Source organism: Bradyrhizobium iriomotense, from assembly GCF_018129405.1.
GTDB classification, from domain to species: Bacteria; Pseudomonadota; Alphaproteobacteria; order Rhizobiales; family Xanthobacteraceae; genus Bradyrhizobium; species Bradyrhizobium iriomotense_B.
Genome location: NZ_JAFCLP010000006.1, coordinates 150482 through 174429, shown reverse-complemented (window position 1 = coordinate 174429; position 23948 = coordinate 150482). Strand labels below are relative to the sequence as shown.

Below are 23948 nucleotides of genomic sequence, written 5' to 3'. Positions count from 1 at the left end.
GCGGCCCCGGATGTCGCTGCGCTCATCCGGGCTACGATGCTAATTGCATATCTCGGTGGTGGCCGTGACCCCGTTATTGAGCTTCGTCGTTCCGAGACGGCACCCCTTTGCGACGGGCCGGCATCCCGCGCCGCCGCAGACCATCTGTCCTGACGCTTGCGACTTCGGCGCTGCAGATTCGGCCTCTCTGCGATCCTGGTCTCTTTTTCGGGGCTCGCTACGAGCGGCAGGAGACGGCTTCCTCTCTGGAATCTTTTCGCATTCGTTGTCTTCGCTGACCTGATATCCGGCGCGGCAAGTGATCTTCGTGCATTGATCGCCGTCGGCCCTAAAGCCGAAATTGCACACGAGCGGGCAGACCCGGCCGGGCTTCGCTTTCAGCCCGTTGAGTGCGTCGTAGCTTGCGAACTTCACATCGAACTGGGTACCGGCATATTTGTTGAAGAGCGCCAGCGAGCGCTGCGACGCGGTGTTCCAGTCGCCATCAGGGACAGCGGAGAGGCAGCCGACGCGGCGCAATTCGCTCTGAACGGATTTTGTCAAATCATTTGCGGATAACGTCGATGTCGGCGCAGGCGAAAGTGCGGCGACTTTCTGGTTTTCGACTTCGGGCAACTGGCGATCCGCCGCCGGCTTCGCAGCCTGCTCTGCTCTCTCCGCCGCCTGCTTTGCGGCAAGCTCGGCCTTGGCCTTCTCTGCCGCCTGCTTCTCGGCCAGCGCCTTTGCAGCCGCCGCTTCTGCCGCCTTGCGCTCGCGTTCGGCCGCTTCAGCCTTCGCCTGCTCGATCTGCTTCTGTTTCTCCGCCGCGATGCGCGCCTCTTCGGCCGCCCTGGCGGCAGCGGCCGCCTTCTCCTGCTCGGCCTTCTGGGCGCGCTCGGCAATCAGCCTCGCCTTTTCCTGCTCGGCCGCCTTGGCCTTTTGTTCGGCCGCAGCGCGCGTCTCTTCGGCAGCGATCTTGTTCAGCTGCCCCTTGGCGAGGTTGGCGTAGAAGCCATCGGGATATTGCGCCAGAAACGCCTCCCAGCCGTCGCGCGTCGCGAGTTGGAGCGCAAGTTCGTAGTCTCGCCTGAGTTCTGACTGCGGATTTGCCTGCGGACCCGTCGCGACCGGCCTGGCAGGAACCAGCGGCACGTCATCGCCGCCCAGCGAGCCATATACGAAGGGTTCCTGCTTGTTCGCTGTGCTCCTCAGCACATCGTCACGGACGAACCCGAAGGCCTTGCGCAGGTCGAGCCCGGGTTTCGGCAGGTGGTCGGTCAACGCCATCGCAAATGGACTGTTGCGGGAATCGCCATCGGACGCGGTCGAGCCCGCCTTGGCCGCGAACGCGATCATGGTGTTGGGACTGGTCGGCTCGACCTTGGCAAGGCCGCGACCGATCGCACGCGAGGCCACGGTGCGCTTCATCGTCTTCGAAAAGGGATTGTCGCGGCAGGCGTCGAGGATGACGAGCCGAAGCTGCTTGGCGGGCTCGATGCTCACCAGCACGCGATCGATCGGCAATGCCTCGTCGTAAACGTCGGTGTCGGTCTCCAGCGCCGCGTCGGTCGGAATCAGGTAGTTGATGCCGTCCACTTCGAGGCCGTGGCCGGCATAGTAAATCACGGCGACATCCGCATCCCGCGTCCGCGCACCGAACTCGCGCAGCGCCTTGCGCATTTCGGGCGCGCTCAGGTCCAGCCTGACCTCGACCGTGTCGAAGCCGGCTTTCCGCAGCATGCCGCCGATCAAGCCGGCGTCATTCGCCGGATTGGCAAGCTTCGGCACGCTCTTGTAGGCGGAATTGCCGATGACGAGCGCGACCCGCTTCTCGGCAAGACAAGGGCTGCTGCCGAGGCAGTTTCCAAGAACAAGTAACAGTGCTCCGAGCACAAAGGAGAAAGTCCGAGCGGTATGCGTCATATCAGTTGCATATTTCGGCAGGTATTTTAACCGCGGGATTGGAGGGATGATTGGCTGTCCCGAGCCGGCACCCCTTGGCGATCGGTCTGCAACCGGCGCTGTTGCAGATCACCTGCCCCGAAGCCTGCGGCGCTGATGGCGCGGCCTCCGTCTGTTTCCGGTCTGCGTCCCGCCTTCTCGAATCCTCGCGCGTCGCAACCGGCTTCTTCTCCTGGATCTTCTCGCACTCGTTGTCGTCACCGACGCGATAACCGGCGCGGCAGGTGATCTTCACGCATTGATCGCCGTCGGCCTTGAAGCCGAAATTGCAAACGAGCGGGCAGACCCGCCCCGGCTTTGCCTTCAGCGCATCGAGCGCTTCGACGTTGGCAAGCTTCACGTCGAACTGGGTGCCGGCGTATTTGTTGAAGAGCGTCAGCGAGCGCTGCGCCGCCGACGTCCACTCGCCCTCCGCAGCCGACGTGAGGCAGCCGACGCGGCGCAATTCGCTCTGCACGGATTTCGTGAGGTCAGCCGCGGACAACGGGGATGTTGGCCCGGGCGAGAGCGCTGCGACCTTTTGCTCGGCCTCGGGTAACTGCCGGTCGACCGCCGGCTTCGCAGCCTGCTCTGCTCTCTCCGCCGCCTGCTTTGCGGCAAGCTCGGCCTTGGCCTTCTCTGCCGCCTGCTTCTCGGCCAGCGCCTTCGCGGCCGCCGCTTCCGCCGCCTTGCGCTCGCGTTCGGCGGCTTCAGCCTTCGCCTGCTCGATCTCCCTCCTCTTTTCCGCCGCGATCCGCGCCTCTTCGGCCGCCTTGGCCGCCGCGGCCGCCTTCTCCTGCTCGGCCTTCTGGGCGCGCTCGGCGATCAGCCTCGCCTTTTCCTGCTCCGCCGCCCTGGCCTTTTGTTCGGCCGCAGCACGCGTCTCGTCGGCGCCAATCTTGTTCAGCTGGCCCTTGGCGAGGTTGGCATAGAAGCCGTCGGGATATTGCGCCAGAAACGCTTCCCAGCCGTCGCGCGTCGCAAGCTGGAGCGCGAGCTCGTAATCCCTGCGAATGGCCTCCTGCGGGTTGGCCTGGGGACCGGCCGGGGTTTGCTTCGCGACCAGGGGCACGTCGTCGCCGCCGAGCGAGCCGTAGACATAGGGCTCCTGCTTGTAGCCGGTCGTCTTGAGCACGTCGTCGCGCACGAAGCCGAAGGCCTTGCGCAGATCGAGGCCGGGCTTCGGCAGGTGCTCGACCAGCGCGGCGGCGAACGGGCTGTTTCTGGCATCGCCGTCCGATGCGGTCGATCCCGCCTTGGCTGCGAACGCAATCATGGTGTTGGGGCTGGTCGGCTCGACCTTGGCAAGGCCGCGTCCGATCGCGCGCGAGGCCAGCGTGCGCTTCATCGTCTTCGCGAACGGGTTGTCGCGGCAGGCGTCCAGGATGATCAGGCGCAGCTGCTTGGCCGGCTCGACCGCGAACAGCGCCCGCTCGACCGGGATGGTCTCGTCGAGCACGTCGCCATCCGTCTCCAGCGTGGCGTCGGTCGGAATGAGATAGTTGTTGCCGTCGAGCTCGATGCCGTGACCGGCGTAATAGATCACCGCCATGTCCGCATCGCGCGTCCTGCCGGCAAACTCACGCAACATGCGCCGCATCTCGCTGGCGCTGAGATCCAGCCTGACATCGACGGAATCGAAGCCCGCCTTCTTGAACATGCCGCCGACCAGCGTGGCATCGTTCACGGGATTGCCGAGCTTGGGCGCGCTCTTGTAGGCGGAATTGCCGATGATGAGCGCGACCCGCCGGTCGGCATGCGCCGATCCGCAGGCAAGGCCCATCGCAAATATCACCAAAGCAAATAGCCGAACCGGAATCACTTGCGTCCCCCCGGATGCAATTCCATGAGACTATTCGCAGCATGGCAGAATGCCAAATCCTCCCTATGTGACTATCGTCACACAAGGCATCGCGGACAGCTTGGTGATCGTGCGACGAAGCGCCGCTCTGCAGTCCGGCCAGGCCGAGGTCTGACGCCGCCCTACGTCCTGTGGTTGCACCACGGCCCGGATCGCGAGACACGCGTGCTGCGCAGCCGCCTGGCCGCAAGAGAATAGCTTACGCGACCCCCGTCAGCTTGCCACAGAGCGCAGGCCCACTGGCTCGTCCGCCTTCAACAGGCGGGATGTGGCCTCGTCCGAGGCAAGAGGCAGGGTGAACTGAAAGACGGCGCCCCGAGGCTCGTTTGCGCCGGCCCACATTTGCCCGCCATGCGCCTCGATGATCGAGCGGCAGATGGCGAGGCCCATCCCCATGCCTGTCGGCTTGGTGGTGTAGAAGGCCTCGAACAGGCACTCGACATTCTTCGGATCTAGTCCCGGACCGGAATCCCGCAAGGTGACGTGCACGCCGTTCGAGACATGCCGATCGGTGCTGATCAGCAACTCGCGTTCCTCCTCGCCAACCACGGCCATCGCCTCGATCGCATTGACAATCAGGTTGAGCACCACTTGCTGAAGTTGAACCCGATCTGCCTGAACGGTCGGCAAGCCTTCGGCCAGTTGCGTTCGTACCGAGACGCGGTTCTTGAACGCTTCGCTGCGGGTCAGCGCGATGACCTCGAGCACCGCCTGGTTGATATCCATATCCTCCTTTTGCGGCGGCGCCTTCCTTATCAGCGCCCGGATCCGGCCGATGATGTCGCCGGCTCGCATGCCATCGCCGGTGATCCAGTCGAGCGTCTGTCGAACCCGCTCCAGATTTGGCGGTTGAGCCTCCAGCCAATTCAACCCGGCCTCGGCGTTCGCGACGATCGCCGCGATCGGCTGGTTGACCTCATGGGCAATCGAAGCCGTGAGCTGCCCCATGGTGGTGACGCGATTTGCGTGCGCGAGCTCCATCAGGGCTTCGTGGTAGAGCCGCTCGTGTTCGCGAGCTTCGGCCTCTGCCCGCTTGAGAGGCGTCAGATCGAGGACAAAGCCGACCCCTTGATCTCCACCTGGTGCAAACATCGTCCCGCCGATCAGCACGGAGACACGGCTTCCATCCTTCCGCACATATTCCTTCTCGAACGGCTGGGCCGTCCCGACCCGCTTCAACTCCGCCACGGTTTGTACGTCGCGGTCGCGCCATTCCGGTGGCGTGAGGTCGTATCGATGCAGGCGCCCTGAGGCGAGATCGTCCCGGTCGTATCCGACGATGCGCAGGAACGCGTCATTGGCCTCGAGAATGCGCCCCTCGACTTCCCAGATGATGATGCCGATGATGTTGGAGTCGAACAGGCGCCGGATCTTGATATCTCGCGCTGCAAGATCGCTCTGCAGTTGAATGTTCTCCTCGGTCGCCTGTCTCCGCCGTTTCGCTTCGAGCCGCGCGAGCGCCAACGCCGCTCCCGCCAGCGCGACGACGAGGACAACGGCGCCTGCAATCAGCCAGGTCCAGCGTTGCTCGAATGCTTCGGCATGCGTCTCCCGGTCGGCGAGCCGAAAGCGTTCGTCATCCACCATCTGATCGATCTGCGAGCGGATCTCATCCATGCTGCGGATCATCGCCAGCGCCGCCTGCCCGGAGGTGCCGGCGGTCTTCACCATCTCGTCGATCTCGCGCAGCTTTGCCGAAACGGTCAGCGCCAGATGTTGCGCGCGCAGGCTCTGCAACGGATCGTCCGCGACCAGCGCCTGCAGCGCCTGCGCCTCGCGCCGCACACCTTCGTCGGAGACGCCGTAGGCTTTGAGATAGGTGGGGTCGAGGGTCATTAGATACCCGCGCCGCTCGGTCTCCAACTCGGCTGTGATCGCACGCAACCGATCGAGTGTTTCGAGCACCTGGCGGCTATGTCCAAGCAGGTCATGAGCCGCCCGCCGCTCCTGCTGATATTGCAGGCCGAGAAAGACGGTCGCGGCGAACAGCGTCAGGAGCGCCACGACCGCCACGATCAGCGGACGAGCCAGCCATCGCAAAGACGGGACCAGAGCAGGGACTGACATCGGCTTGGGTCTTCGATGCTCGTGTGACAGCGCGTCTTCTGGTGTCGACGCCTGAGCGTGCTAGAATAATAGCATGGTTAGGTGGGGCGGAACCCGACATTCTCGCCTCCCAAGGTTACACCGGTCTGGCCAGTCGTTGCGCGAGGGCTGCAACATCACCGGTATGGCTCGTGTTGCGAACGATTGCCCGTCGCAGGGAGAGCCAACATGACGTACGCACAGAGCGGTCGAAGTCCGACCAGCCGCCGCAGCTTCGTTAGGGGATTGGGGGCGGCGGGCGCAGTCTTGCCGGCACTGGCCGCGCTGCCACGCTGGAGCTTCGCCGAGGATCGCGCTGCCACGTACGTCAATGCGAACATCGATTGGAAGCAGTTTGCGGGACAGACGATCTCTCTTTCGGGCGCGATCCATCCCTGGTCGAATGCGATCACGCCGCTGCTGCCGGAGTTCACCAGACTCACCGGCATCAACGTCACCATCGATTTCCAGCTCGAAACCACATTCCTCGGTGCCTTGCCGATCAGACTCGCCCGCGGCAGCCCGACGCCCGACGTCTTCATGTTCACGACCTATGGCCAGGGCATCTCAGGAGGATGGCTCGAACCATTGAACGGCTATTATTCCAACCGATCGCTGACCGATCTCGGCTGGTATGACGAGAGCGACCTGCTCAAGACGGCTCTAGCCTTCCCGCTGTGGTCCGACGGCGAACGCTACGCCATACCGATCACCTCCGAAGCGATGACCATGTTCATCAACGGGGACGCCCTGGCAGCCAAGAACCTGCCGGTTCCGCAAACGTTCGAAGAGCTGCTTGTGACCGCCAAGGCGCTCAAGTCCAGCGAGATGTCGGGAATCGCGATGCGGGCCCAGGCAAGCGGCAACTCCTCCCCGCCGGCCATGGGCTTCGTGTTCTCTCACGGCGGCGCCATGGTCAAGGACAACAAGGCCGTTTTCGCAAGCCCCGAAGCGATCGCGGCCGTCGAGATGTACGGACGCCTGCTCAGCCAGGCCGGGCCTGGCGGCGTCGGCAGCTACGAATGGTACCACGTGCTGGACGACTTCCTGCAGGGACGGACTGCAGTCGCGATCGACAGCAGCAATTTCGCGACCGACATCTCCAACCCGGCCAGGAGTCGCGTCGCGAAGCAGGCCCAGTTTGCGGTCTTCCCGCACGTCCCTGGCCGCGCCCCCGTGCCCTTCATGTCGCACTGGCAGGCCTGCATCAATTCAAAATCACGCAACAAGCGGGCAGCTTTCCTGTTCCTGCTCTGGGCGACAAGCAAGCCGACATCGCTGCAGACTGCGGCAGCGGGGCTGGCGACGACACGCGTGTCTGCGTGGTCCAGCGAGGGCTTCAAGAAGGCATTCGGCTCGCAAGCCGCCGAGGCGGCGCTGACCAACCTGCAAAATGCCGATGTCGACCGCGCCAAGGCGATTCTCTTCCATCCGCAATCGAGATCGATCCTCGATGCGTTCATGATCGGCGTCAATGAAGTGGTCAACGGCGAGAAATCGGCAAAGGATGCCATGACCGGCGCAGCCGCGCAGGCCAATGCGGCGATCCGCGGGTAGCGGCGAAGCGTCACCCAATCGGAAGAGCTGGTTTCGACGGACAAGTCGCCAACTCAGCCTTGCGGGCGCTCATCCTGATCTTGAGGCATCGGGTCTGGAGGAATGCCGCGAGGCATGCAAGCCTCGCGACAAGCCCCGCGTTCTGCGCCCTCACCTACACCTGCACCACCTCGTGTCGCATCACGAACGGCGCCAGCAGCGCATGCACCTCGCCAGCGACGACCTCGCGCTGGTCTGCCGGCAGGCCCGCAAGCGTCACCGTGACGATCGAACCGTGGCTGCCATGCGCACCGACCTTCACCTTGCAATCGATGCCGCGCTCGGCGAGCGGCGCCAGCACCTTGGTGAACACGCGCTGCGCCGCGTCCCAGCGCAGCTGCGGCTTGAACACCTTGCCGACGCCCGTCACCGGCATTGGATCGATCGGGATGACCTGCACCGGAACGGCGGCGCGCTCCGGCGTGCGCTCGCGCACCCACGTCTCCAATTCGCCCGGCGCGACGCTGGCGCCCGGCTTCAGCTGCACGTAGCCCACGGGCAGCTCACCCGCGTAAGCGTCGGGCTGGCCGACCACTGCGGCGAAGCCCACGGCGGGGTGGCGGAACATGATCTCCTCGATCGGCGCCGGATCGATGTTGTGGCCGCCGCGGATCACGAGGTCCTTGGCGCGGCCGGTGATCCAGAGATAGCCGTCGGCATCGAGGCGACCGAGGTCGCCGGAATTGACCCAGACCTCATCGACGAAGGCGCCCCTGTTGTGCTCGTCGTTGAGATAGCCGCCGAACACGCCGGGCCCGGCCATGATGACGACGCCGATCTCATCAGGCGCGCAGTCGCGGATCAGGCGGCCTTCGGCGTCGAGTTGCACGATGCGCACGCGCGCGTAAGGCATGGGAAGGCCGACCGAACCGAGCCGGATCGGCCGCCCCGGATAGGCGAGCGTGTGCACGCTCGAGGTCTCGGTCATGCCGTAGACCTCGACCACCGGCAGCTTAAGCTTGTCCTGGATCGCCGAGCCCACGGCAACGGGGATCGCCGAACCGCCACCGGCGGCATATTTCAGGCTGGAAATGTCCGCATTGCCGGGCGGCACCGCGAGCGCAGCGGCCAGCACCGTCGGCACGCTCGACAGAGCTTCGGGCTTGAAGCGCTCGACCAATCCCCAGATGTTCTTCACTGAATTCGGATTGCGCCAGCCGCTCGGCGACAGCACGACCAGCGAGCCGCCGCTCGACAGCATCAGCAGCACCTGCGTCAGCGATCCCCCGACATGAAATAGCGGCATGCCGAACAGCAAATTAGAGCCGGGCTTCGACTTGAGCAGCAGACTGAGCGCCCAGGCCTGGTAGACCTGGTTGGCGTGGGTGTGCCGCACCAGTTTTGGCGTGCCGGTGGTGCCGCCGGTGTGGAAATAGGCGGCGATGTCGGCACCCGAAATCTTGCGCCCGCTGACGAGCCGATCCGACGGCTGCTGCTTGATCAGGTCGTTGAACGCAAAGATGCCCTTGTCCGGATCGCCGCCGCCGAACACCTGCACGATCGCCTTGAGGTGCTTCAGCTGCGGGCGGATCTGCTCGACCTTCTGCCAGATGTCGGTGCCGGGCATCGGCCCGAGCGCCACCAGGATCTTGGTGTTCGCAGCCTCCAGGATCTCCGCGATCTGGTGCGGCTCCAGCAGCGGATTGACGGGATTGGCGATGCCGGCGGCTTCCGCACCGAACAGCGTCACGAAGGCATCGGGCACCAGCGGCAGCATGAAGCTGATGACATCGCCCTTCTCCGCGCCGAGCGCGTGAAACATGTTGGCAGCTTGCGTGACGCGCGCGATGAAGTCGCGGTAGGTGACCACGACCGGCGTATCGGACGGATCGGCATTCTGCAGGAACTGGATCGCCGCGCCGTCGGGATTGCGCGCCGCCCCGAGCTTGATGGCGTCATAAGTGCTCTCGGCCGCGACGCGGTCCGCGTAAGGGACCTGCTCGAAGGCCCGGACCTCGTCGTCGGTCAAAAGGTCCGGATAGTCATTGCCGATCAGCCGATCGAGCGCATGGATGCCCGCCATGGAATTTCGTCCTCCCTCAGATGTCCCCGCCCCCTTGTCTTTTGACATTTTGGTTTGGCGAGACCCGACCGATGGCCGGCCGAGCGGGAACACAATGAGGGATGATTTGGCGTTCGTCCATTGCCGAAGGCGACGGACCGCTCGCGGCAGTGCGCCGTCGGAGCCGTTGACCCAAAGCGCGATGAGATTGCGACGAATCGTCATCGCGCTTAGGTTATTGTTTGAGCATGATCTTTTCAGAAAACCGCTTCACACTTTTCCGGATCATGCTCTAGGAGCGATCCGGCGCCCAGCCGACCGCGTTGAAATCGGCAGGCACAGGCATCACCTCTGGCTCCGCGGTGGCCTTGCGCATGACTGCGTCGGCACGATTTGCCGCCATGATCTCGATCGGCACGCCCGCCTTGCTCACGGCAAGTATGCCAGTCAATTCCGGCGGCGCGGCCATCACGTAGCTGTCCGCAGCATCGACCAGCCGAAGCACGTCATCGCGAATGAAGGTCGCCGACCATTCGGGCGGCAGCCCTTTCACCGCGACGAATTCGTCGGCCGGGATCGACAGCGCATGTCGGCGTATCTCGTCGATGGTTCGACGCGGGGAGAAGTTGGGCGGCTTGCCAGCCGCGGCCAGAACGAGGGGTCCCAGGGGACAATAGTCGCGGCCGATCGCGACGAGGTCGGCAATATCGCGTGCTTTCGAGCGACCGGCTGCGGCCAGCACCTTATTGACGGCGAGGTCCGCCTGATGGAGCCGGGCTCCCCAGTCTTCGTCCCTCACGAGTGGAAAGAACCGAAGCCGCGTCTCGGCGAACCACTGAATGATCGTCGTTTCGGCATCACGCGAGATCGTGGCATCGACGCAGCCATAGATGATGAAGTCGCGATGCGTCTTGAAGCCGGCACTATCGAGAACGGCGAGATCGGCCTTTGCGCTCTCGGTCACCTCTTCGTCCGTATCGTGGAAGATGTCGATGTCGTCGGATCGTCGCTCCCAGTCCTTGTTGAGCATCAGGCCGCCGGCAAGATAGCTGCTGTCCGAGCGATTCTTGGCGAGAAGTCTCAGAATGTCGCTCTGCAGTTTGCTGAGAGCCATCTCAGTTCTCCGTGGCGTTGACGCGGTCGAGTATCTTCCTGCCCATCGCAAAAGCTCGCGCATCGCCGCGCTCGATCATGGCGCGCGCCGCGACCGCGGCGCGAGACCGCAGATCGGGAAGACGATCGAGATCGACATTGTCGAGAATGCGCGGCCCGTAGAGACGGAGTGCATTGTCGAGCAGCGATTGCAGCTCTTTGGTCAGCCGGTGCTTCGCGCGCATGCGCGAGGCGAGCGCCAAGACTTCATTGCGTGCGGCCGGCGGAATCAGGACTTCGACGCGCACGAGGTCGGCCGCACCACCCTGGCTGCGATATTTCCTGACGCGCTTGTTCGCTGGGATCACCGGCCACCTCGCTCCGCGGACCATTTAGATATCATACGTATCCCGGTTACGCAAATTCGTATCCCGGTTACAGAAATAAGATATTGTTATATTTATATTTTCTCTGAGCATAATCGAAAGAAGTGAACCTCCTTGCGCGACAGGCGGACCAATTCGCAGCGGCTTCGCCGGACGCCATGCCGCAAGACGCGAGGACACCATGACCACGCCCCTGCGAGACCGCATCACGCCGCTGATCCGTGCGGTCGCCGTGACATCGGTGATTTTGGCATCGGCGACCGCCCTGCCCCGCGCCGCGCTCGCCGCGGACAGCCAGCTCGAGAAGATGCGCGCCAAGATCGCGGCCTTCATCGGCGACAAGATGGAGAAGCTGGGCGGATCGCGCATCGTCTACAAAGTGGACGCCGCTGGCTTGCGCGAGAGCGCCGTCACGGACCTCCGCGATGACGTCTACAAGACTCTGCGCGAGGGCAAGATCGCCTTCTCAGGCCTTGCGATCCGCGACGGTGGCGTCGAGGTGAAGGTTGCGGACGCCAAGGGGCGCGAGGAGCTGAAGCGCAAGCTCGCGGCGGCTGCAGAGGGAGTACCCGCGCATGCGCTCACCGTGACCGACGGCGGCGACGGGCTGGTCAGGCTCAAGCCGACTGACGCCGCATCCGCGGCAGGGCTGCACGACCTCGTCGAGGATTCGATCGCCATGATCGAGCAGCGCCTCAAGGATGCCGGCATCAAGCTCGCTAGCGCCCAGCCTGACGGCACCGACCGCATCCGCATCTTCATCCCGGGGATGATGGAGCCCGAGCGCGTCACCGCGATCTTCGCCACGAAGGTCAAGGTCAGCTTCCGCCTGATCGACATCTCGATGCCGGCGGAGCAGGCGCAGTCCGGCACACCGCCCGCGGGCACGGAAGTCCTGCTCGGCTTCAAGGACAAGCGCCCTTATCTCGTTGCCAGGGACAGCGTGCTCGACGGCAACGACATCAGCTATGCGGGCCCGGGGTTCGCGAGCAGCACGAACGAACCGATTGCCTCGTTCCGCTTCAACGGACGCGGCGCGCGGCGATTCGCCCACGTCACCGCCGAAAACGTCGGAAGGCCCTTCGCCATCGTGCTCGACGACAAGGTAGTTTCCGCCCCCGTGATCCGCGAGCCCATCACCGGCGGCTCCGGCCAGATCTCCGGCAATTTCACCCTGGAGGAAGCAAGCAGCGTCGCCATGTTGCTGCGCGCCGGGTCCCTGCCGGGACACCTTGGCCTGATCGAACAGCAGGTGATCCAGCCCGCCGCCAAGCCCTGAGGCGGTGACCGTCCCGTTTCCCTCATCAGGGCCGCCCAAATCCGTCCACGACGCCAAAGCTGCACCCCGCGCCCCCGAATCACGGGCGCTTCACGGGTCATACGCACAACCAACGGGCAATTGCCGAAACGCCCGATCAGGCTAAAATTTGCCTCTTGCGGCATGACGGCCGAAGGCTTCATTCAAGCGGTCGTCATTCGATTTCGGCTATACGAATACCGAGCAGGACTGAAGGCCTTACGCGGGGTTAGTACCATGCCGTCCGGCAGTGCAGACATTTCCTCGATCCTCGACCGCATTCTCGAGGCGGCCACGGACAACCTCAGGATCGCCAAGATCCTGGTCCAGATGGGCCTCGATCCCGACAACGTCACTTACGACGCGATCTTCAATCGGCTGCTGGAGATCTTTGTCCACAACATCACGTTCGCCAATTTGTTCGCCGCGGTCGGCGCCGGCTTCTTCGTCGCCACCCTCCTGATGCGGACGATGGTGCCCCTGCGGGTGGCCAACATGATCGGCTGCGCGTTCTTCGCCGCTTTCGGCGCACTCACCGCCAACGTCTCGACGTTCCTGCTCTATCTTCTGCTGCTTCCGATCAACGCCCTGCGCCTGCGGCAGATGCTCAAGCTGGTCAAGAAGGCGCGCCATGCCGCCGAGGGCGACATGTCGATCGAGTGGCTCAAGCCGTTCATGACCGAGCGCAAATATCGCCGCGGCGACACGCTGTTCAAGCTGGGCGACCCGGCCAAGGAGATGCTCCTGACGGTCACCGGCAAATTCCTGGTCAAGGAGATCAACGTCGAGATCCTGCCGGGCGCGCTGATGGGCGAGCTCGGCTTCCTGACGCCGGACAACCGCCGCACCGGAACGATCGAATGCATCGAGGACGGACAGGTGCTGACGATCACCTATGACCGGCTGCTCGAGATCTACTTCCAGGATCCGCAGTTCGGCTATTACTTCCTGGTGCTGACCAGCCAGCGCCTCCTGCAGAACATCGATCGCCTGCAGAAGCAGCTCAACGCGGCGCGGACGCCGACCACCAACAGGATCGCGTAAACCGGGCGGCCGAATGCGCTTCGGCCACCCGGCCATGGCTCAGAGCTTCGAGCCGCCGTCGACACGGATGGTGTCGCCAGCGATCCAGCGCGCGTCGGGAGAGGCGAGGAAGGCGATGGCATTCGCGATGTCGTCGGGCTCGGCAATCCGCTTCATGGCCTGCATGCCGAGCGTATAGTCCCGCCCCGCATCGGTCTTGGTGAAGGATGACATCTCGGTCCCCACCACGCCCGGCGCCACCGCGTTGACCCGCACGCCGCGCGCACCGAGCGCCGCCGCAAAATGCTTCACCAGCGTGTCGATCGCGCCCTTAGTCGCCGCATAGGCCGGCAGCGTTCCGACCACCGCATGGGCCGCGAGCGAAGAGACCAGCACGACGCTGCTGCCCTCATGCAGAATCGGCAGCAATTGCTGCACCAGGAAGAATGGTGCACGGACGTTGACGGCAAACAGCCGGTCGAAATCCTCAATCGTCGTCTCCTCGATCACGGCCGCCTTGGCGATGCCGGCATTGGCAACCAGGATGTCGAGCCGATCGCCGACGATGCCGCGCACGCGTGTCGCCAGTTGATGCGGGCCATCAGGCGCGCCGAGGTCGGCCCCGATGGCATCGGCCCGCCCGCCGTTCTTGCGGATCTCGGCGACGACGGCTTCCGCCTCCTTGGCGGCCTGGCCGTAATGCACCAGCACCTGCGCACCGCGCTTCGCGAGCGCCAGCGCCGAGGCGCGGCCGATGCCGCGCGAGGCACCGGTGACGAGCGCAGTCTTTCCCTTGAGATCGGTCATGGTCATTCTCCTTCGCCGGGCGAAGGCACCCCATTCCCTGCCAATCAGGTATGGTGTCGGCGCGGCGCCCTTTGCTGGAGTGCTATTTGGTGCAGGCTGGCGGCTTTGAAAAAGACTTTGTAAGCTCCGGGGCATACCCAGGAGGTATGCTTCATGGAGTTGCGCCATCTCCGCTATTTCATCGCCGTGGCCGAGGAAGGCAGCCTGACGGTCGCCGCCGAGAAGCGGCTGCACACCGCGCAGCCTTCGCTCAGCCGTCAGATCCGCGATCTCGAATACGAGGTCGGCGTCCCGCTCTTTGCACGCAGCGTGCACGGTGTCGAACTGACGACCGCGGGGAAGGCCTTCCTTGATCACGCGCGCCTTGCACTGACGCAGGCCGATGCAGCGATCGAAGCGGCGCGGCGCGCCGGCCGCCCCGAGAAATCACGCTTTGCGCTCGGCTTCCTCACCGGTCAGGAGATCGACTGGCTGCCGGAGGCGATGCGCGTGCTGCGCGACGAACTGCCGAACATCGACGTCACAGTGACGAGCGATTTTTCGCCGGTGCTGGCCGAGGGCCTGACACGCGGAAATCTCGACCTCGCCTTCATGCGGCGCGAGGCGAACTCCACGGATCTCGTCTACAAGACCGTGATCGAGGAGGCGCTGGTCGCAGTGCTCCCGAGCGACCATCGCCTTGCCAAGTTCGACTGCATCGACCTCGCCAAGCTGGAGGGAACGCCCTTCGTCAACGTCTCCAACACCGCTCCCGAGCTCCTCAAGATCATCAACGGCTATGTTCGCGCAAGCGGCCTGCCGATCGCGACGGCGCACGACGCCGACAACATCGCGATGGCGGTGTCGATGGTGGCCTCAACCCGCGGCTTCGCGCTGCTACCGGGTTACGTCAAGAACTTCCTGCCGTGGTCCGTCGTCAGCCGTCCGCTCAAGGGCAAGGCGCCGACGATCGATCTCGTCGTCGGCTATCACAAAACGAATGCCTCACCGATTCTCGCGAAATTCGTCTCGAGGCTGAGCGACTTGATCGAGCGCGCGACCAAACATATGGCGCACTGACCTCGCCATGGCGGCTCAGCTCAAGAGCAGCGCCATGCCGGGATCGCCCTTCTCCATCGCCCGGCGGTAGGCGGGACGCGCACCAATGCGCCCGAGATATTTGACCATGTTCGGACAGCGCTGGAGATCGTAAGGCTGGAAGTAGCGCATCGTGGTGAGCGAGAAGCCCATCATGATGTCGGCGGTGGTGAAGGCCTTCCCCGCGAGATACTCGGCATCGCGAACGCGCGCATCGACCAGATCGAAGGCGCGGTCGACGCGCGTCCTGATCGCCGCCAGCATCGGATTGTCCTCGGCGAGCTTGAGGCGGTTCAGGATCATCAGCCGGCCCATGCCGGCCTGCAGCGTGCCGTTGGCGAAGTGAAACCAGTACAGGAACTGCGCGAAATCAGGATCGTCCGGGCCGAGCACGAGACGGCCGTTGCCGTGCTTCGCCATGATGTAGTCGACGATGGCACCGGATTCGGCGAGCACGAGATCGCCATCGGTGATGACGGGCGCCGCCCCGATCGGGTGCAGCGCCTTGTAGTCGGGCGGCGCCAGCATGGTGACGGGATCGCGGGTATAGCGCCGCAGCGCGTAGGGGATTTCCAGCTCTTCGCACAGCCAGACGATGCGCTCGGACTGCGACTTGCCGAGATGATGGACGGTGAGCATGAGGCCTCCTGCGACCGCAAACTGGAGCACTGTGGCGCCGCGTCATACTTCGTGATGGCGGGCTTCCCGGAATTTTGCGGAGATGCCCCGGCACATTCAACCCCTCCAGATCGGCCCCAGGCAGCTCCGCCGCAAAATCGCCCTAAAAACCGAATGGTAACCATGGCGGGCTAGGGTAGTGACGTGACCAATTCCCCGACGATCCTGGTATTCGATTCCGGCCTTGGCGGGCTCACGGTGCTCCGTGAGGTCGTGGCCGCGCGCCCGGACGCGCACTACGTCTACGTCGCCGACGATGCCTTCTTCCCCTACGGCCATCACAGCGAGGACGAGATCATCGCCCGCGTCGTGCCGCTGATGGGTGAACTGATCGGCACCCATGATCCCGACCTCGCCGTCATCGCCTGCAACACGGCCTCCACCCTGGTCCTATCGCACCTGCGCGCCGCTTATTCCCTGCCCTTCGTCGGCACGGTGCCGGCGATCAAGCCGGCCTGCGCGCAGTCGAAGACCCGCCGCGTCTCGGTGCTCGGCACCAAGGGCACCGTGAAGCGCGAATACACCAAGGCGCTGATCCGCGATTTCGCACAGGGATGCGAGGTAACGCTGGTCGGCTCGCCCGAGCTTGCCTCGCTGGCCGAAGCCGAGCTCAGTGGCCATCCCATCAGTGACGACGCCATCCGCGCCGAGCTCGCGCCCTGCTTCGTCGGCGATGCCGGGGACGCGAGTGCCCGCACCGACACCGTGGTGCTGGCCTGCACGCATTACCCGCTGCTGCTCGACCGGTTGACCAAGCTCGCGCCCTGGCCGGTCGACTGGATCGACCCGGCACCGGCGATCGCCCGCCGCGTCTCGGACCTGCTGGGTGCGTCTACCTGCGCCATCGCGCAGTCCGGCGCCGAGATGATCTTCACCTCGAACCGCGCGCATGGCCTCAGCGCCACGCTGACGCCGTTCTTCGGCGGGCGCGCGCTGGCCTGACTTTCCGCATCGACGATGCGCTGCTAGGCTCCGCCGTCATCATCTCTGCGCAGGTCATCACATGTCGGTCCCCGCAAAGCCGTTCAATCGCCTCCGCCAATTGTGGAGCGAGGGCCGCCCCGCGTTCGGTGCGATCGCGACCATCCCGAGCGTGCAGCTGGTGCAGATCATGGCGCGCTCGCTGGACTGGATCATCGTCGATCTCGAGCACGGACCGATCGGGCTCACCGAAGCGCATGCGATGATCGCCGCGACGACGGGTACGCCGTGCACGCCCTTGGTGCGGATCGCGGCGAACGAGCCGTGGCTTGCGAAAGCGCCGATGGACATCGGCGCCTTCGGCATCAATTTTCCGATGATCACCAATCGCGCCGATGCCGAGAAGGCGGTACGCAGCGTGCGTTATCCGCCGCGCGGCGACCGTCTCTGGGGTCCATTCCACGCGCCGTTCCGCTGGGGCCAGTCGATGCCTGAATACATGGCCTCTGCCGACGACGAGATGATCTGCATGGTCACCATCGAGCATGTCGAGGCCGTCAACCGCATCGACGAGATCATGGCAACACCCGGCATCGACGTCGCGGTGATCGGCCCCGGCGATCTCGCAACGTCCATCAACAAGCGCGGCCAGATGGACGACCCGGAGCTATTGGCGCTGGTCGCGCGCGCCGAGGCGGGCATCCTCAAAAGCGGCGTGCCGATCGGCGGCGTGGCCCGTACCGCCGACCAGGCCAATGCCCTGATCGACCGCGGCTACCGCGCGATCGCGCTCGGCTTCGACTGGTCGCTGTTCCAGCGCGGCATCATGGCGGCGTTCGACGGGATCAGGCGCTGAGCAGCCGATTACCACCTTGCCGGGAACTGGCGCGCTGCTAGGGTCGGCGCGGCGCCCTGATGCGGCGAACCGACCGGCCCCAAGCGGGTTGGTTCGTGCTAGAGCAGGCAGCGAGCGGGAACCCGCTCGCTGCCCATATTTTCATCCGCGGGAACCGAAAAGAGCGATGCGCGGGACGCCCAAGACCATTTCGCTGCCGCGCCGCCTGATCTGCGACCTCATGCGCGCGTCGATGGACGTGCCGTTCGTCTCGCTCTCCCGTACGCTCGATATTCGCGCCCTGCTGGAGGCCCGCGCAGGTACGATGGCACCGGCCGGCTGGGCCGCGATGTTCGTCAAGGCTTTCGCCATCGTCGCCAGGGACGAGCCGGTCCTGCGCACTGTCTACGCCAAATGGCCCTGGCCCTCGCTCTATGAGCTGCCCATCAGCGTGGCGTCGGTGGCGATCGCCCGGGTCGAGGCCGGCGAGGAATGCGTGCTGCCGCAGCGAATCGCAGCCCCGGAGGCCCTGCCGCTGGTCCAGGTCGACGCCGAGATCCGCCGCGCCAAGACGGCCCCGATCGAGGACGTCCCGATGTTCCGCAAGATCATGCGAGCGACCCGCCTGCCGCTGCCGCTACGGCGGCTGTCCTGGGCCGTGGGGCTGAATTTCGGCCGGCAGCGCGGCAATTGGTTCGGCAGCTTTGCGGTGAGCTCGGTGGCCGCCTATGGCGGCGGCGAGCTCCACCCGATCACGCCGGGCCCCTTCATCATCAGCTATGGGCTGGTCGCCCCCGACCAGACCATCCATGTCGTAATCCGCTGGGATCACCGGGTCACCGACGCGGCCCCCATGGCCCGGGTCCTGACCCGGCTGGAACAGGTCCTGAACACTGAAATCGCTGCCGAATTGCGGGCGGCTGGGCCAAAGCCGATCCGGGCAGTCAGGACCTGATTCCGGGGCCATTCGCATTGACAGCGAACCCCAAACTCCCCTAAAAGCCGCCTGCTCGCGGGCCGATTTCGGCCCGCGAAGCGTTTCGCGACCCGTGGTCCTGTCCCTTAAGCTTTGGGGATCGGACCTGTCGGTGCCGGGCCTGCCCCGTCACACAGGAGGGCGCGTTTCCTCAAACCATGCAACCGAAGAGGACGCGATGACTAAGCGCAGTGAGGCGAAGTACAAGATCGATCGCCGTATGGGCCAGAACATCTGGGGCCGCCCGAAGAGCCCCGTGAACCGCCGCGAGTATGGCCCCGGCCAGCATGGCCAGCGCCGCAAAGGCAAGCTCTCCGACTTCGGCGTGCAGCTCCGCGCCAAGCAGAAGCTGAAGGGCTACTACGCCAACATTTCCGAGCGCCAGTTCCACGGCATCTATGTCGAGGCGAGCCGCCTCAAGGGTGACACCGGCGAGAACCTGATCGGCCTGCTGGAGCGCCGTCTCGACGCGGTCGTGTACCGCGCCAAGTTCGTCTCCACGATCTTCGCCGCGCGCCAGTTCATCAACCACGGCCACATCAAGGTGAACGGCCGCAAGGTCAACATCTCGAGCTATCAGCTCAAGGTCGGCGACGTGATCGAGGTCAAGGAAGCCTCCAAGCAACTCGCCCACGTGCTCGAAGCCAGCCAGCTTCCCGAGCGCGACACCCCCGACTATCTCGAAGTCGACCACGGCAAGATGACCGCGAAGTACACGCGCATCCCCGGCCTCTCCGACGTGCCGTTCCCGGTGCAGATGGAGCCGCATCTGGTCGTCGAATTCTATTCGCGCTGATAGGCTCGGCAGAACGACATTCAAAGGCCCCGGTTTCCGGGGCCTTTTTGTTTGAGCCGGCCATTCCCATGTGCCGATCCACTTGTGCTATGATCGCGCGGTGGAGCTGATCATGACGCGTCTTCTCGGCGAACCTCTGAACAAGGTGGATGATCGGCCTCCTCTCCAACTAACAACAACAGAAGAGGCCGAATTGGCAGAAGCAGAGGCTGAAATCGCCCGCGGCGAATTAGCCACTGCCGATGAAGTTCGCGCCATGTGGAAAAAGCACGGTCTGTGATGCTCTACACCCCTCCCCCGATCGATCCCAAGGCGCCGCCGGTGCGCATCAATCTGTTGTCGGACACGCAGACCAAGCCGACGTCTGGGATGCGCGAGGCGATGGCGCGGGCGGAGGTCGGTGACGAACAGGTCGGCGACGATCCGACCGTGAACGCGCTGTGCGAGCGCGTTGCGGATTTGCTCGGCAAGGAAGCTGCCGTCTACATGCCGTCGGGCACGATGTGCAATGTGACTGCGACGCTGGTGCATTGCCGTCCCGGCGACGAGATTTTGGCGCATGAGACCGCGCACATCATCGCCCGCGAAGGCGGCGCGCATGCCGCGATCGGCGGCTTCCAGGTCACGCAGCTGAAAGGGCCCGACGGCCAGTTCACGCCGGAGACGTTTCGGAAAGCCCTGCATCCGCGCACGCGCTACCAGCCGCCGCAGACCGTCGTCAGCGTCGAGCAGACCGCCAATATCGGCGGCGGCACGATCTGGAAGAAGGCGGCGCTCGACGAGATCGTCGCGATCGCGAAACAACACGGCCTCGTCACCCACATGGACGGCGCGCGCCTGCTCAACGCCACCGTCGCCAGCGGCATTTCTCCACGCGACATGACCGCGGGCTGGGATTCGGCCTGGATCGACTTCTCCAAGGGACTGGGCGCGCCGATCGGCGGCGTGCTCGCAGGCACGCGCGCCTTCATCGACGCGGTCTGGCAGTGGAAGCAGCGCCTCGGCGGCTCGATGCGGCAGGCCGGCATCTGTGCCGCCGCCTGCATCTATGCGCTCGACCATCACGTCGATCGCCTCGCCGACGACCACGCGAATGCACGCGCGCTCGCCCGCGGGCTGTCGCAGATCTCCGGCATCGAGGTGCAGGAGCCCGAGACCAATCTCGTGTTCTTCAAGCCCGACGGCGCCGGCATTCCCGGCGACAAGATGGTCGCTGCGCTGCGCCAGCGCGGCGTGACGCTGGCGATGATGGACGGCCGCATCCGCGCCTGCACCCATCTCGACGTCAATGCGGCCCAAGTCGAGGAGACGATCGGATACGTCCGCGAGATCGTGCGCGGGGCGTAAGATACGGTCTCGTAGCCCGGGTGAGCGCAGCGATACCCGGGACCTATCTCGCAAAGATCCCGGATGTCGCTTCGCTCATCCGGGCTACGAAGCGCGCCCGCGCTCACCGCCCCATCGCCTGATAGATCAGCGTCTTCAGCGCCAATTGAATCCGGCCGCGCTGCGAGGGGGTCTGCACCATGAAGATCCCGAACAAGTCATCTTCGGGATCGATGAAGAAGAACGTGCCGCCGACCCCGTCCCAGCGGTATTCGCCCAGCGGCCATGACGTCCCTGAAGGCACCGAGGTACGCACCGCGAAGCCGAGGCCGAAGCCGGAGTTGCCGCCCGGATAATAGTTCTGATCGCGCGCGATTCTGGTCTCCGGGCCGCAATGATCCGACGCCATCAGTGCGATGGTCTCGGGCTTGAGATAGCGCCGACCTTCATAGGTGCCGCCGTTGAGCAGCATCTGCACGAAGCGGGCGTAGTCGCCGATCGTGCCGACCATGCCGGCGCCGCCCGATTCCCATTTCACCGGACGTCTGATGTCGCGGACCGGCGTCGTTGGATTGATGTTGCGGTCGTCCGGCATCGGCTCGGCAATGCGCGGAAATTTGGCGGGATAGGTGACGTAGAACGCCGTCTCGCTCATGCCGAGCGGATCGAGCAGCCGCTCCCTTTCGAACTGGAGCAGCGTCTTGCCCGAGATCACTTCGATGACGCGACCGAGCACGTCGGTGGAGAAGCCGTAGTCCCACAGCGTGCCCGGCTGCTCGGCAAGCGGCAGCGTGGTGAGCTTCGCGACGAAGTCGGCGTTGGAAAGATCGCTGTTGAAGAGGTTGGCCGCTGCGTAGAGCTCGCGCACCGGCCCGCCGCCGGAAAAGCCGTAAGGCAGCCCGGAAGTGTGGCGCAGAAGATCCTCGATCGTGACCGGCCGCGCCTGCGGCGCCAGCGCAATCTTGCTGCCCCCAGCCTTCGCCTCGACGCCGACCTTCATGCCGGCAAAGGCCGGAATGAATTTTGCGACGGGATCGTCGAGCGAAAGCTTGCCCTCCTCGACCAGCATCATCACCATGACCGAGGTGACGGGCTTGGACATCGAATAGAGGCGGAAGATCGTGTCCGCACTCATCGGTATCCCGGTCGCGACGTCGCGAACGCCAAAATTTTCGTAATAGACCGACCTGCCGTGCTGCTGGAGCAGCAGGATGGCCCCGGGAATCTTGCCGGTCGCAACCTCGTTCCTGATGTAGTCGGAGACCTTCGCCAGTCCCTCCGGCGAGAAGCTCCGTGCGGGGCGTTCCTCCGCGCCTGCCTTCGCACCGATCGCGGCAAACAGAATAACGAGCGCCGCGATCAGCGCGCGGCGCCCGCCCATGTCAGTTCTCCATGGCTTCATAGACCAGCAGCTTCAGCGTCCGCTGCACGCGCTGGCGCTCGGTCGGGGTCTGCTCCAGCAGGACGAAGAACATGTCCTGCTTGGGGTCGATCACGAAATAGCAGCCGGAGGCGCCGTCCCATTTCAGTTCACCGAGATCGCCGGGCGGCGGCGGTTTTGCGTTGCCGGGGTCGGTGCGGACCGCAAGCCCGAGGCCGAAGCCGAAACCGTCGCCGGGGAAGTAGAAATAATCGCGGTCGACGCCGGAGCCCGGGCCGATCTGATCGGTCACCATCAGCTTGAACGTCTCGGGCTTGAGGATGGTCTTGCCGTCAAGACTGCCGCCATTGAGCAGCATCTGCGCAAAGCGCCTGTAGTCCGCCATGGTCGTGACCATGCCGCCGCTGGCGAACATGATCTTCTTGACCGCCGTCGGATCGTTGATGCGGCCGACGCGGAAATCGGCGTCATTCGGCACCGGCTGTGCCAGCAGCTTCTGCTTCTCGGGATCGGTGACGAAGAAGCCGGTGTCGACCATGCCGAGCGGAGTGAGCAGCTTCTCCTGCATGATATCAATCAGCGGCTTGCCAGCCGCGATCTCCATTACGCGCGCCAGGATGTCGGTGGAATGGCCGTATTGCCAGAGCGCGCCCGGCTGGTTGTGCAGGGGCAGCTTTGCGATGCGCTCGGCAAACTCGGCGAGGTCGAAATCGCCGGCATAAAGATTGGCCTCGCGATAGGCCTTGCGCACCAGGCTGTCGCCATAGAAGCCATAGGTGATGCCGGAGGTGTGACGCATCAGGTCGAGCACTGTGATCGGCCGCGTGGGCGGCACGAGCTCGAGCGACTTGGTGCCGTCCTCGGCCTTCTTCTCGACGCCGACCTTCACATTGGCGAAGGACGGAATGTATTTCGAGACGGGATCATCCAGCTTGATCTTGCCGTCCTCGATCAACTGCACCGCGACGACGGACGTGATCGCCTTGGTCATCGAGAACAGGCGGAAGATGGTCTTGTCCGTGATCGGCGCCTTGCTGACCACGTCCTGTACGCCGAAGGCTTCGTGGTAGACCGGCTTGCCGTGCTGCTGGATCAGCACGGTTGCGCCGGCGATCTTGCCGGTCGCGACCTCGTTCTTGAAGAAGTCACTGATCCTCAAGAGCTTGTCCTGGTTGAAATGCGCGCCGGCCGGAATCTCGTAGGTGCCCTCCGCCCGCGCCAGCGACATCACGCCGAGCGATAACAATGCGCCATAGACAAATGGGCGCAGTCCAAAATGAAAATTCATATCCCCTCCCCGGAACATGGTCCGGCGGAGTGTACTGACCGCGTCATCAGGCACAAGGGCTGCCGTACCGCGCCAGCGCCCCGGCATGGAGTTTGGCGCTAGGCTCGGCGAAGCAGCAGAACACCACGCGGGCAACGGACGGGGCGGCGGCGAGCCCTTCGATCGTCGTGCGCACCGCGATTTCGGCGGCCCGGTCGGCAGGAAAGCGATAAATGCCGGTGGAAATCGCTGGGAATGCCACCGAGGTCAGTTCGTGCTTGCCGCACAGCTCCATTGAACGGCGATAGCAGGAGGCAAGCAGATCGTCCTCGCCGAGGGTCCCGCCGTTCCAGACCGGCCCGGCGGTGTGGATCACATGGGCGGCCTTGAGCCGATAGCCCTTGGTGATCTTGGCATCGCCGGTCTTGCAGCCGTGGAGCATCTGGCATTCAGCGAGAAGCTCGGGCCCGGCCGCGCGATGGATCGCGCCATCCACGCCGCCCCCGCCAAGGAGCGACGTGTTGGCTGCGTTGACGATGGCGTCAACGCTCAGTGTGGTGATGTCGGCGACGAGGACGTCGAGCTCCGCGCCGCCAATCCGGCGCGACAGCACGGTCACGCC

Annotated in this window: 20 protein-coding genes and 2 pseudogenes; 10 read left to right on the top strand and 12 right to left on the bottom strand. The window is 64.6% G+C overall.

The genetic code is table 11. From position 1 onward, the window contains the following. Positions 1 to 39: 39 nt before the first annotated feature. The 4 genes and pseudogenes from JQ592_RS15965 to JQ592_RS38255 form a co-directional block, all read right to left on the bottom strand. Positions 40 to 1902, bottom strand: a complete 1863-nt coding sequence (locus JQ592_RS15965) for a caspase family protein (RefSeq protein ID WP_211403781.1) — start codon at positions 1900 to 1902, stop codon at positions 40 to 42. Position 1903: 1 nt separating this feature from the next. Continuing rightward, entirely contained in the window at positions 1904 to 3703 is a 1800-nt protein-coding gene (locus JQ592_RS15960) for a caspase family protein (protein WP_211403780.1), read from the bottom strand. Positions 3704 to 3994: 291 nt separating this feature from the next. After that, positions 3995 to 5290: pseudogene (locus JQ592_RS15955) on the bottom strand (sensor histidine kinase); the annotation flags it as partial. A gap of 96 nt (positions 5291 to 5386) precedes the next feature. Next, positions 5387 to 5848: pseudogene (locus tag JQ592_RS38255) on the bottom strand (CHASE3 domain-containing protein); the annotation flags it as partial. A gap of 207 nt (positions 5849 to 6055) precedes the next feature. On the opposite strand from JQ592_RS38255, the gene JQ592_RS15950 reads away from it, so the two are divergent. Then, positions 6056 to 7423: an ABC transporter substrate-binding protein gene (locus tag JQ592_RS15950; protein WP_211403778.1), complete on the top strand. Its 1368-nt coding sequence runs from the start codon at positions 6056 to 6058 to the stop codon at positions 7421 to 7423. Positions 7424 to 7577: 154 nt separating this feature from the next. On the opposite strand, the gene JQ592_RS15945 is transcribed toward JQ592_RS15950, so the two are convergent. The 3 genes from JQ592_RS15945 to JQ592_RS15935 all read right to left on the bottom strand — a co-directional run bounded on the left by JQ592_RS15945 (position 7578) and on the right by JQ592_RS15935 (position 10924). Further along, the gene (locus JQ592_RS15945; RefSeq protein ID WP_211403777.1) at positions 7578 to 9485 is read right to left on the bottom strand and encodes an acyl-CoA synthetase; all 1908 of its coding nucleotides are present in this window, start codon (positions 9483 to 9485) and stop codon (positions 7578 to 7580) included. A 271-nt stretch (positions 9486 to 9756) separates the two neighbouring features. Continuing rightward, complete coding sequence (locus JQ592_RS15940; protein WP_211403776.1) at positions 9757 to 10578, bottom strand: hypothetical protein; 822 nt, start codon at positions 10576 to 10578, stop codon at positions 9757 to 9759. Position 10579: 1 nt separating this feature from the next. Continuing rightward, the gene (locus tag JQ592_RS15935) at positions 10580 to 10924 is read right to left on the bottom strand and encodes a hypothetical protein (RefSeq protein ID WP_246820432.1); all 345 of its coding nucleotides are present in this window, start codon (positions 10922 to 10924) and stop codon (positions 10580 to 10582) included. A 199-nt stretch (positions 10925 to 11123) separates the two neighbouring features. Between JQ592_RS15935 and JQ592_RS15930 the strand changes: the two genes are divergently transcribed. Both JQ592_RS15930 and JQ592_RS15925 read left to right on the top strand, forming a co-directional pair. After that, on the top strand, positions 11124 to 12221 hold the full coding sequence (locus tag JQ592_RS15930) for a SecDF P1 head subdomain-containing protein (RefSeq protein WP_211403775.1): 1098 nt from the start codon (positions 11124 to 11126) through the stop codon (positions 12219 to 12221). A gap of 255 nt (positions 12222 to 12476) precedes the next feature. Next, entirely contained in the window at positions 12477 to 13283 is an 807-nt protein-coding gene (locus JQ592_RS15925; protein WP_211403774.1) for a Crp/Fnr family transcriptional regulator, read from the top strand. 39 nt (positions 13284 to 13322) lie between these two features. Here the strand turns inward: JQ592_RS15925 and JQ592_RS15920 are convergent, their stop codons facing one another. Beyond that, positions 13323 to 14069, bottom strand: a complete 747-nt coding sequence (locus JQ592_RS15920; protein WP_211403773.1) for an SDR family NAD(P)-dependent oxidoreductase — start codon at positions 14067 to 14069, stop codon at positions 13323 to 13325. 153 nt (positions 14070 to 14222) lie between these two features. Between JQ592_RS15920 and JQ592_RS15915 the strand changes: the two genes are divergently transcribed. Further along, positions 14223 to 15128, top strand: a complete 906-nt coding sequence (locus JQ592_RS15915; protein WP_211403772.1) for a LysR family transcriptional regulator — start codon at positions 14223 to 14225, stop codon at positions 15126 to 15128. Between the two features lie 15 nt (positions 15129 to 15143). Here the strand turns inward: JQ592_RS15915 and JQ592_RS15910 are convergent, their stop codons facing one another. After that, a complete protein-coding gene (locus tag JQ592_RS15910; RefSeq protein ID WP_211403771.1) occupies positions 15144 to 15785 on the bottom strand; it encodes a glutathione S-transferase family protein in 642 nt (213 codons plus the stop codon). Between the two features lie 183 nt (positions 15786 to 15968). Here JQ592_RS15910 and murI point away from each other — a divergent pair, with 183 nt between their 5' ends. The 6 genes from murI (at position 15969) to JQ592_RS15880 (ending at position 20699) form a co-directional block, all read left to right on the top strand. Next, a complete protein-coding gene (gene murI, locus JQ592_RS15905; RefSeq protein WP_211403770.1) occupies positions 15969 to 16766 on the top strand; it encodes a glutamate racemase in 798 nt (265 codons plus the stop codon). A gap of 61 nt (positions 16767 to 16827) precedes the next feature. After that, positions 16828 to 17601 (top strand): HpcH/HpaI aldolase family protein, encoded by a 774-nt coding sequence (locus JQ592_RS15900; protein ID WP_211403769.1) that lies wholly within the window; start codon positions 16828 to 16830, stop codon positions 17599 to 17601. Between the two features lie 166 nt (positions 17602 to 17767). Further along, complete coding sequence (locus JQ592_RS15895; protein WP_211403768.1) at positions 17768 to 18535, top strand: acyltransferase; 768 nt, start codon at positions 17768 to 17770, stop codon at positions 18533 to 18535. 199 nt (positions 18536 to 18734) lie between these two features. Next, positions 18735 to 19352: a 30S ribosomal protein S4 gene (gene rpsD, locus JQ592_RS15890; RefSeq protein WP_080140385.1), complete on the top strand. Its 618-nt coding sequence runs from the start codon at positions 18735 to 18737 to the stop codon at positions 19350 to 19352. Positions 19353 to 19464: 112 nt separating this feature from the next. Further along, positions 19465 to 19632: a hypothetical protein gene (locus tag JQ592_RS15885; RefSeq protein ID WP_211403767.1), complete on the top strand. Its 168-nt coding sequence runs from the start codon at positions 19465 to 19467 to the stop codon at positions 19630 to 19632. Next, positions 19632 to 20699 carry a threonine aldolase family protein gene (locus tag JQ592_RS15880; protein ID WP_211403766.1) on the top strand — a complete coding sequence of 356 codons (1068 nt, stop codon included), beginning with the start codon at positions 19632 to 19634 and terminating at the stop codon, positions 20697 to 20699. Before JQ592_RS15885 ends, JQ592_RS15880 begins: the two co-directional genes overlap by 1 nt. Before the next feature lie 103 nt (positions 20700 to 20802). Here the strand turns inward: JQ592_RS15880 and JQ592_RS15875 are convergent, their stop codons facing one another. Genes JQ592_RS15875 through JQ592_RS15865 form a run of 3 tightly spaced genes read right to left on the bottom strand, consistent with a single transcriptional unit; the run spans position 20803 to position 23945 of the window. Then, positions 20803 to 22059, bottom strand: a complete 1257-nt coding sequence (locus JQ592_RS15875; protein ID WP_211403765.1) for a serine hydrolase domain-containing protein — start codon at positions 22057 to 22059, stop codon at positions 20803 to 20805. A gap of 1 nt (position 22060) precedes the next feature. Beyond that, entirely contained in the window at positions 22061 to 23347 is a 1287-nt protein-coding gene (locus JQ592_RS15870) for a serine hydrolase domain-containing protein (RefSeq protein WP_211403764.1), read from the bottom strand. 46 nt (positions 23348 to 23393) lie between these two features. Then, positions 23394 to 23945 (bottom strand): O-acetyl-ADP-ribose deacetylase, encoded by a 552-nt coding sequence (locus JQ592_RS15865; protein ID WP_211403763.1) that lies wholly within the window; start codon positions 23943 to 23945, stop codon positions 23394 to 23396. Between the last annotated feature and the right edge of the window lie 3 nt (positions 23946 to 23948).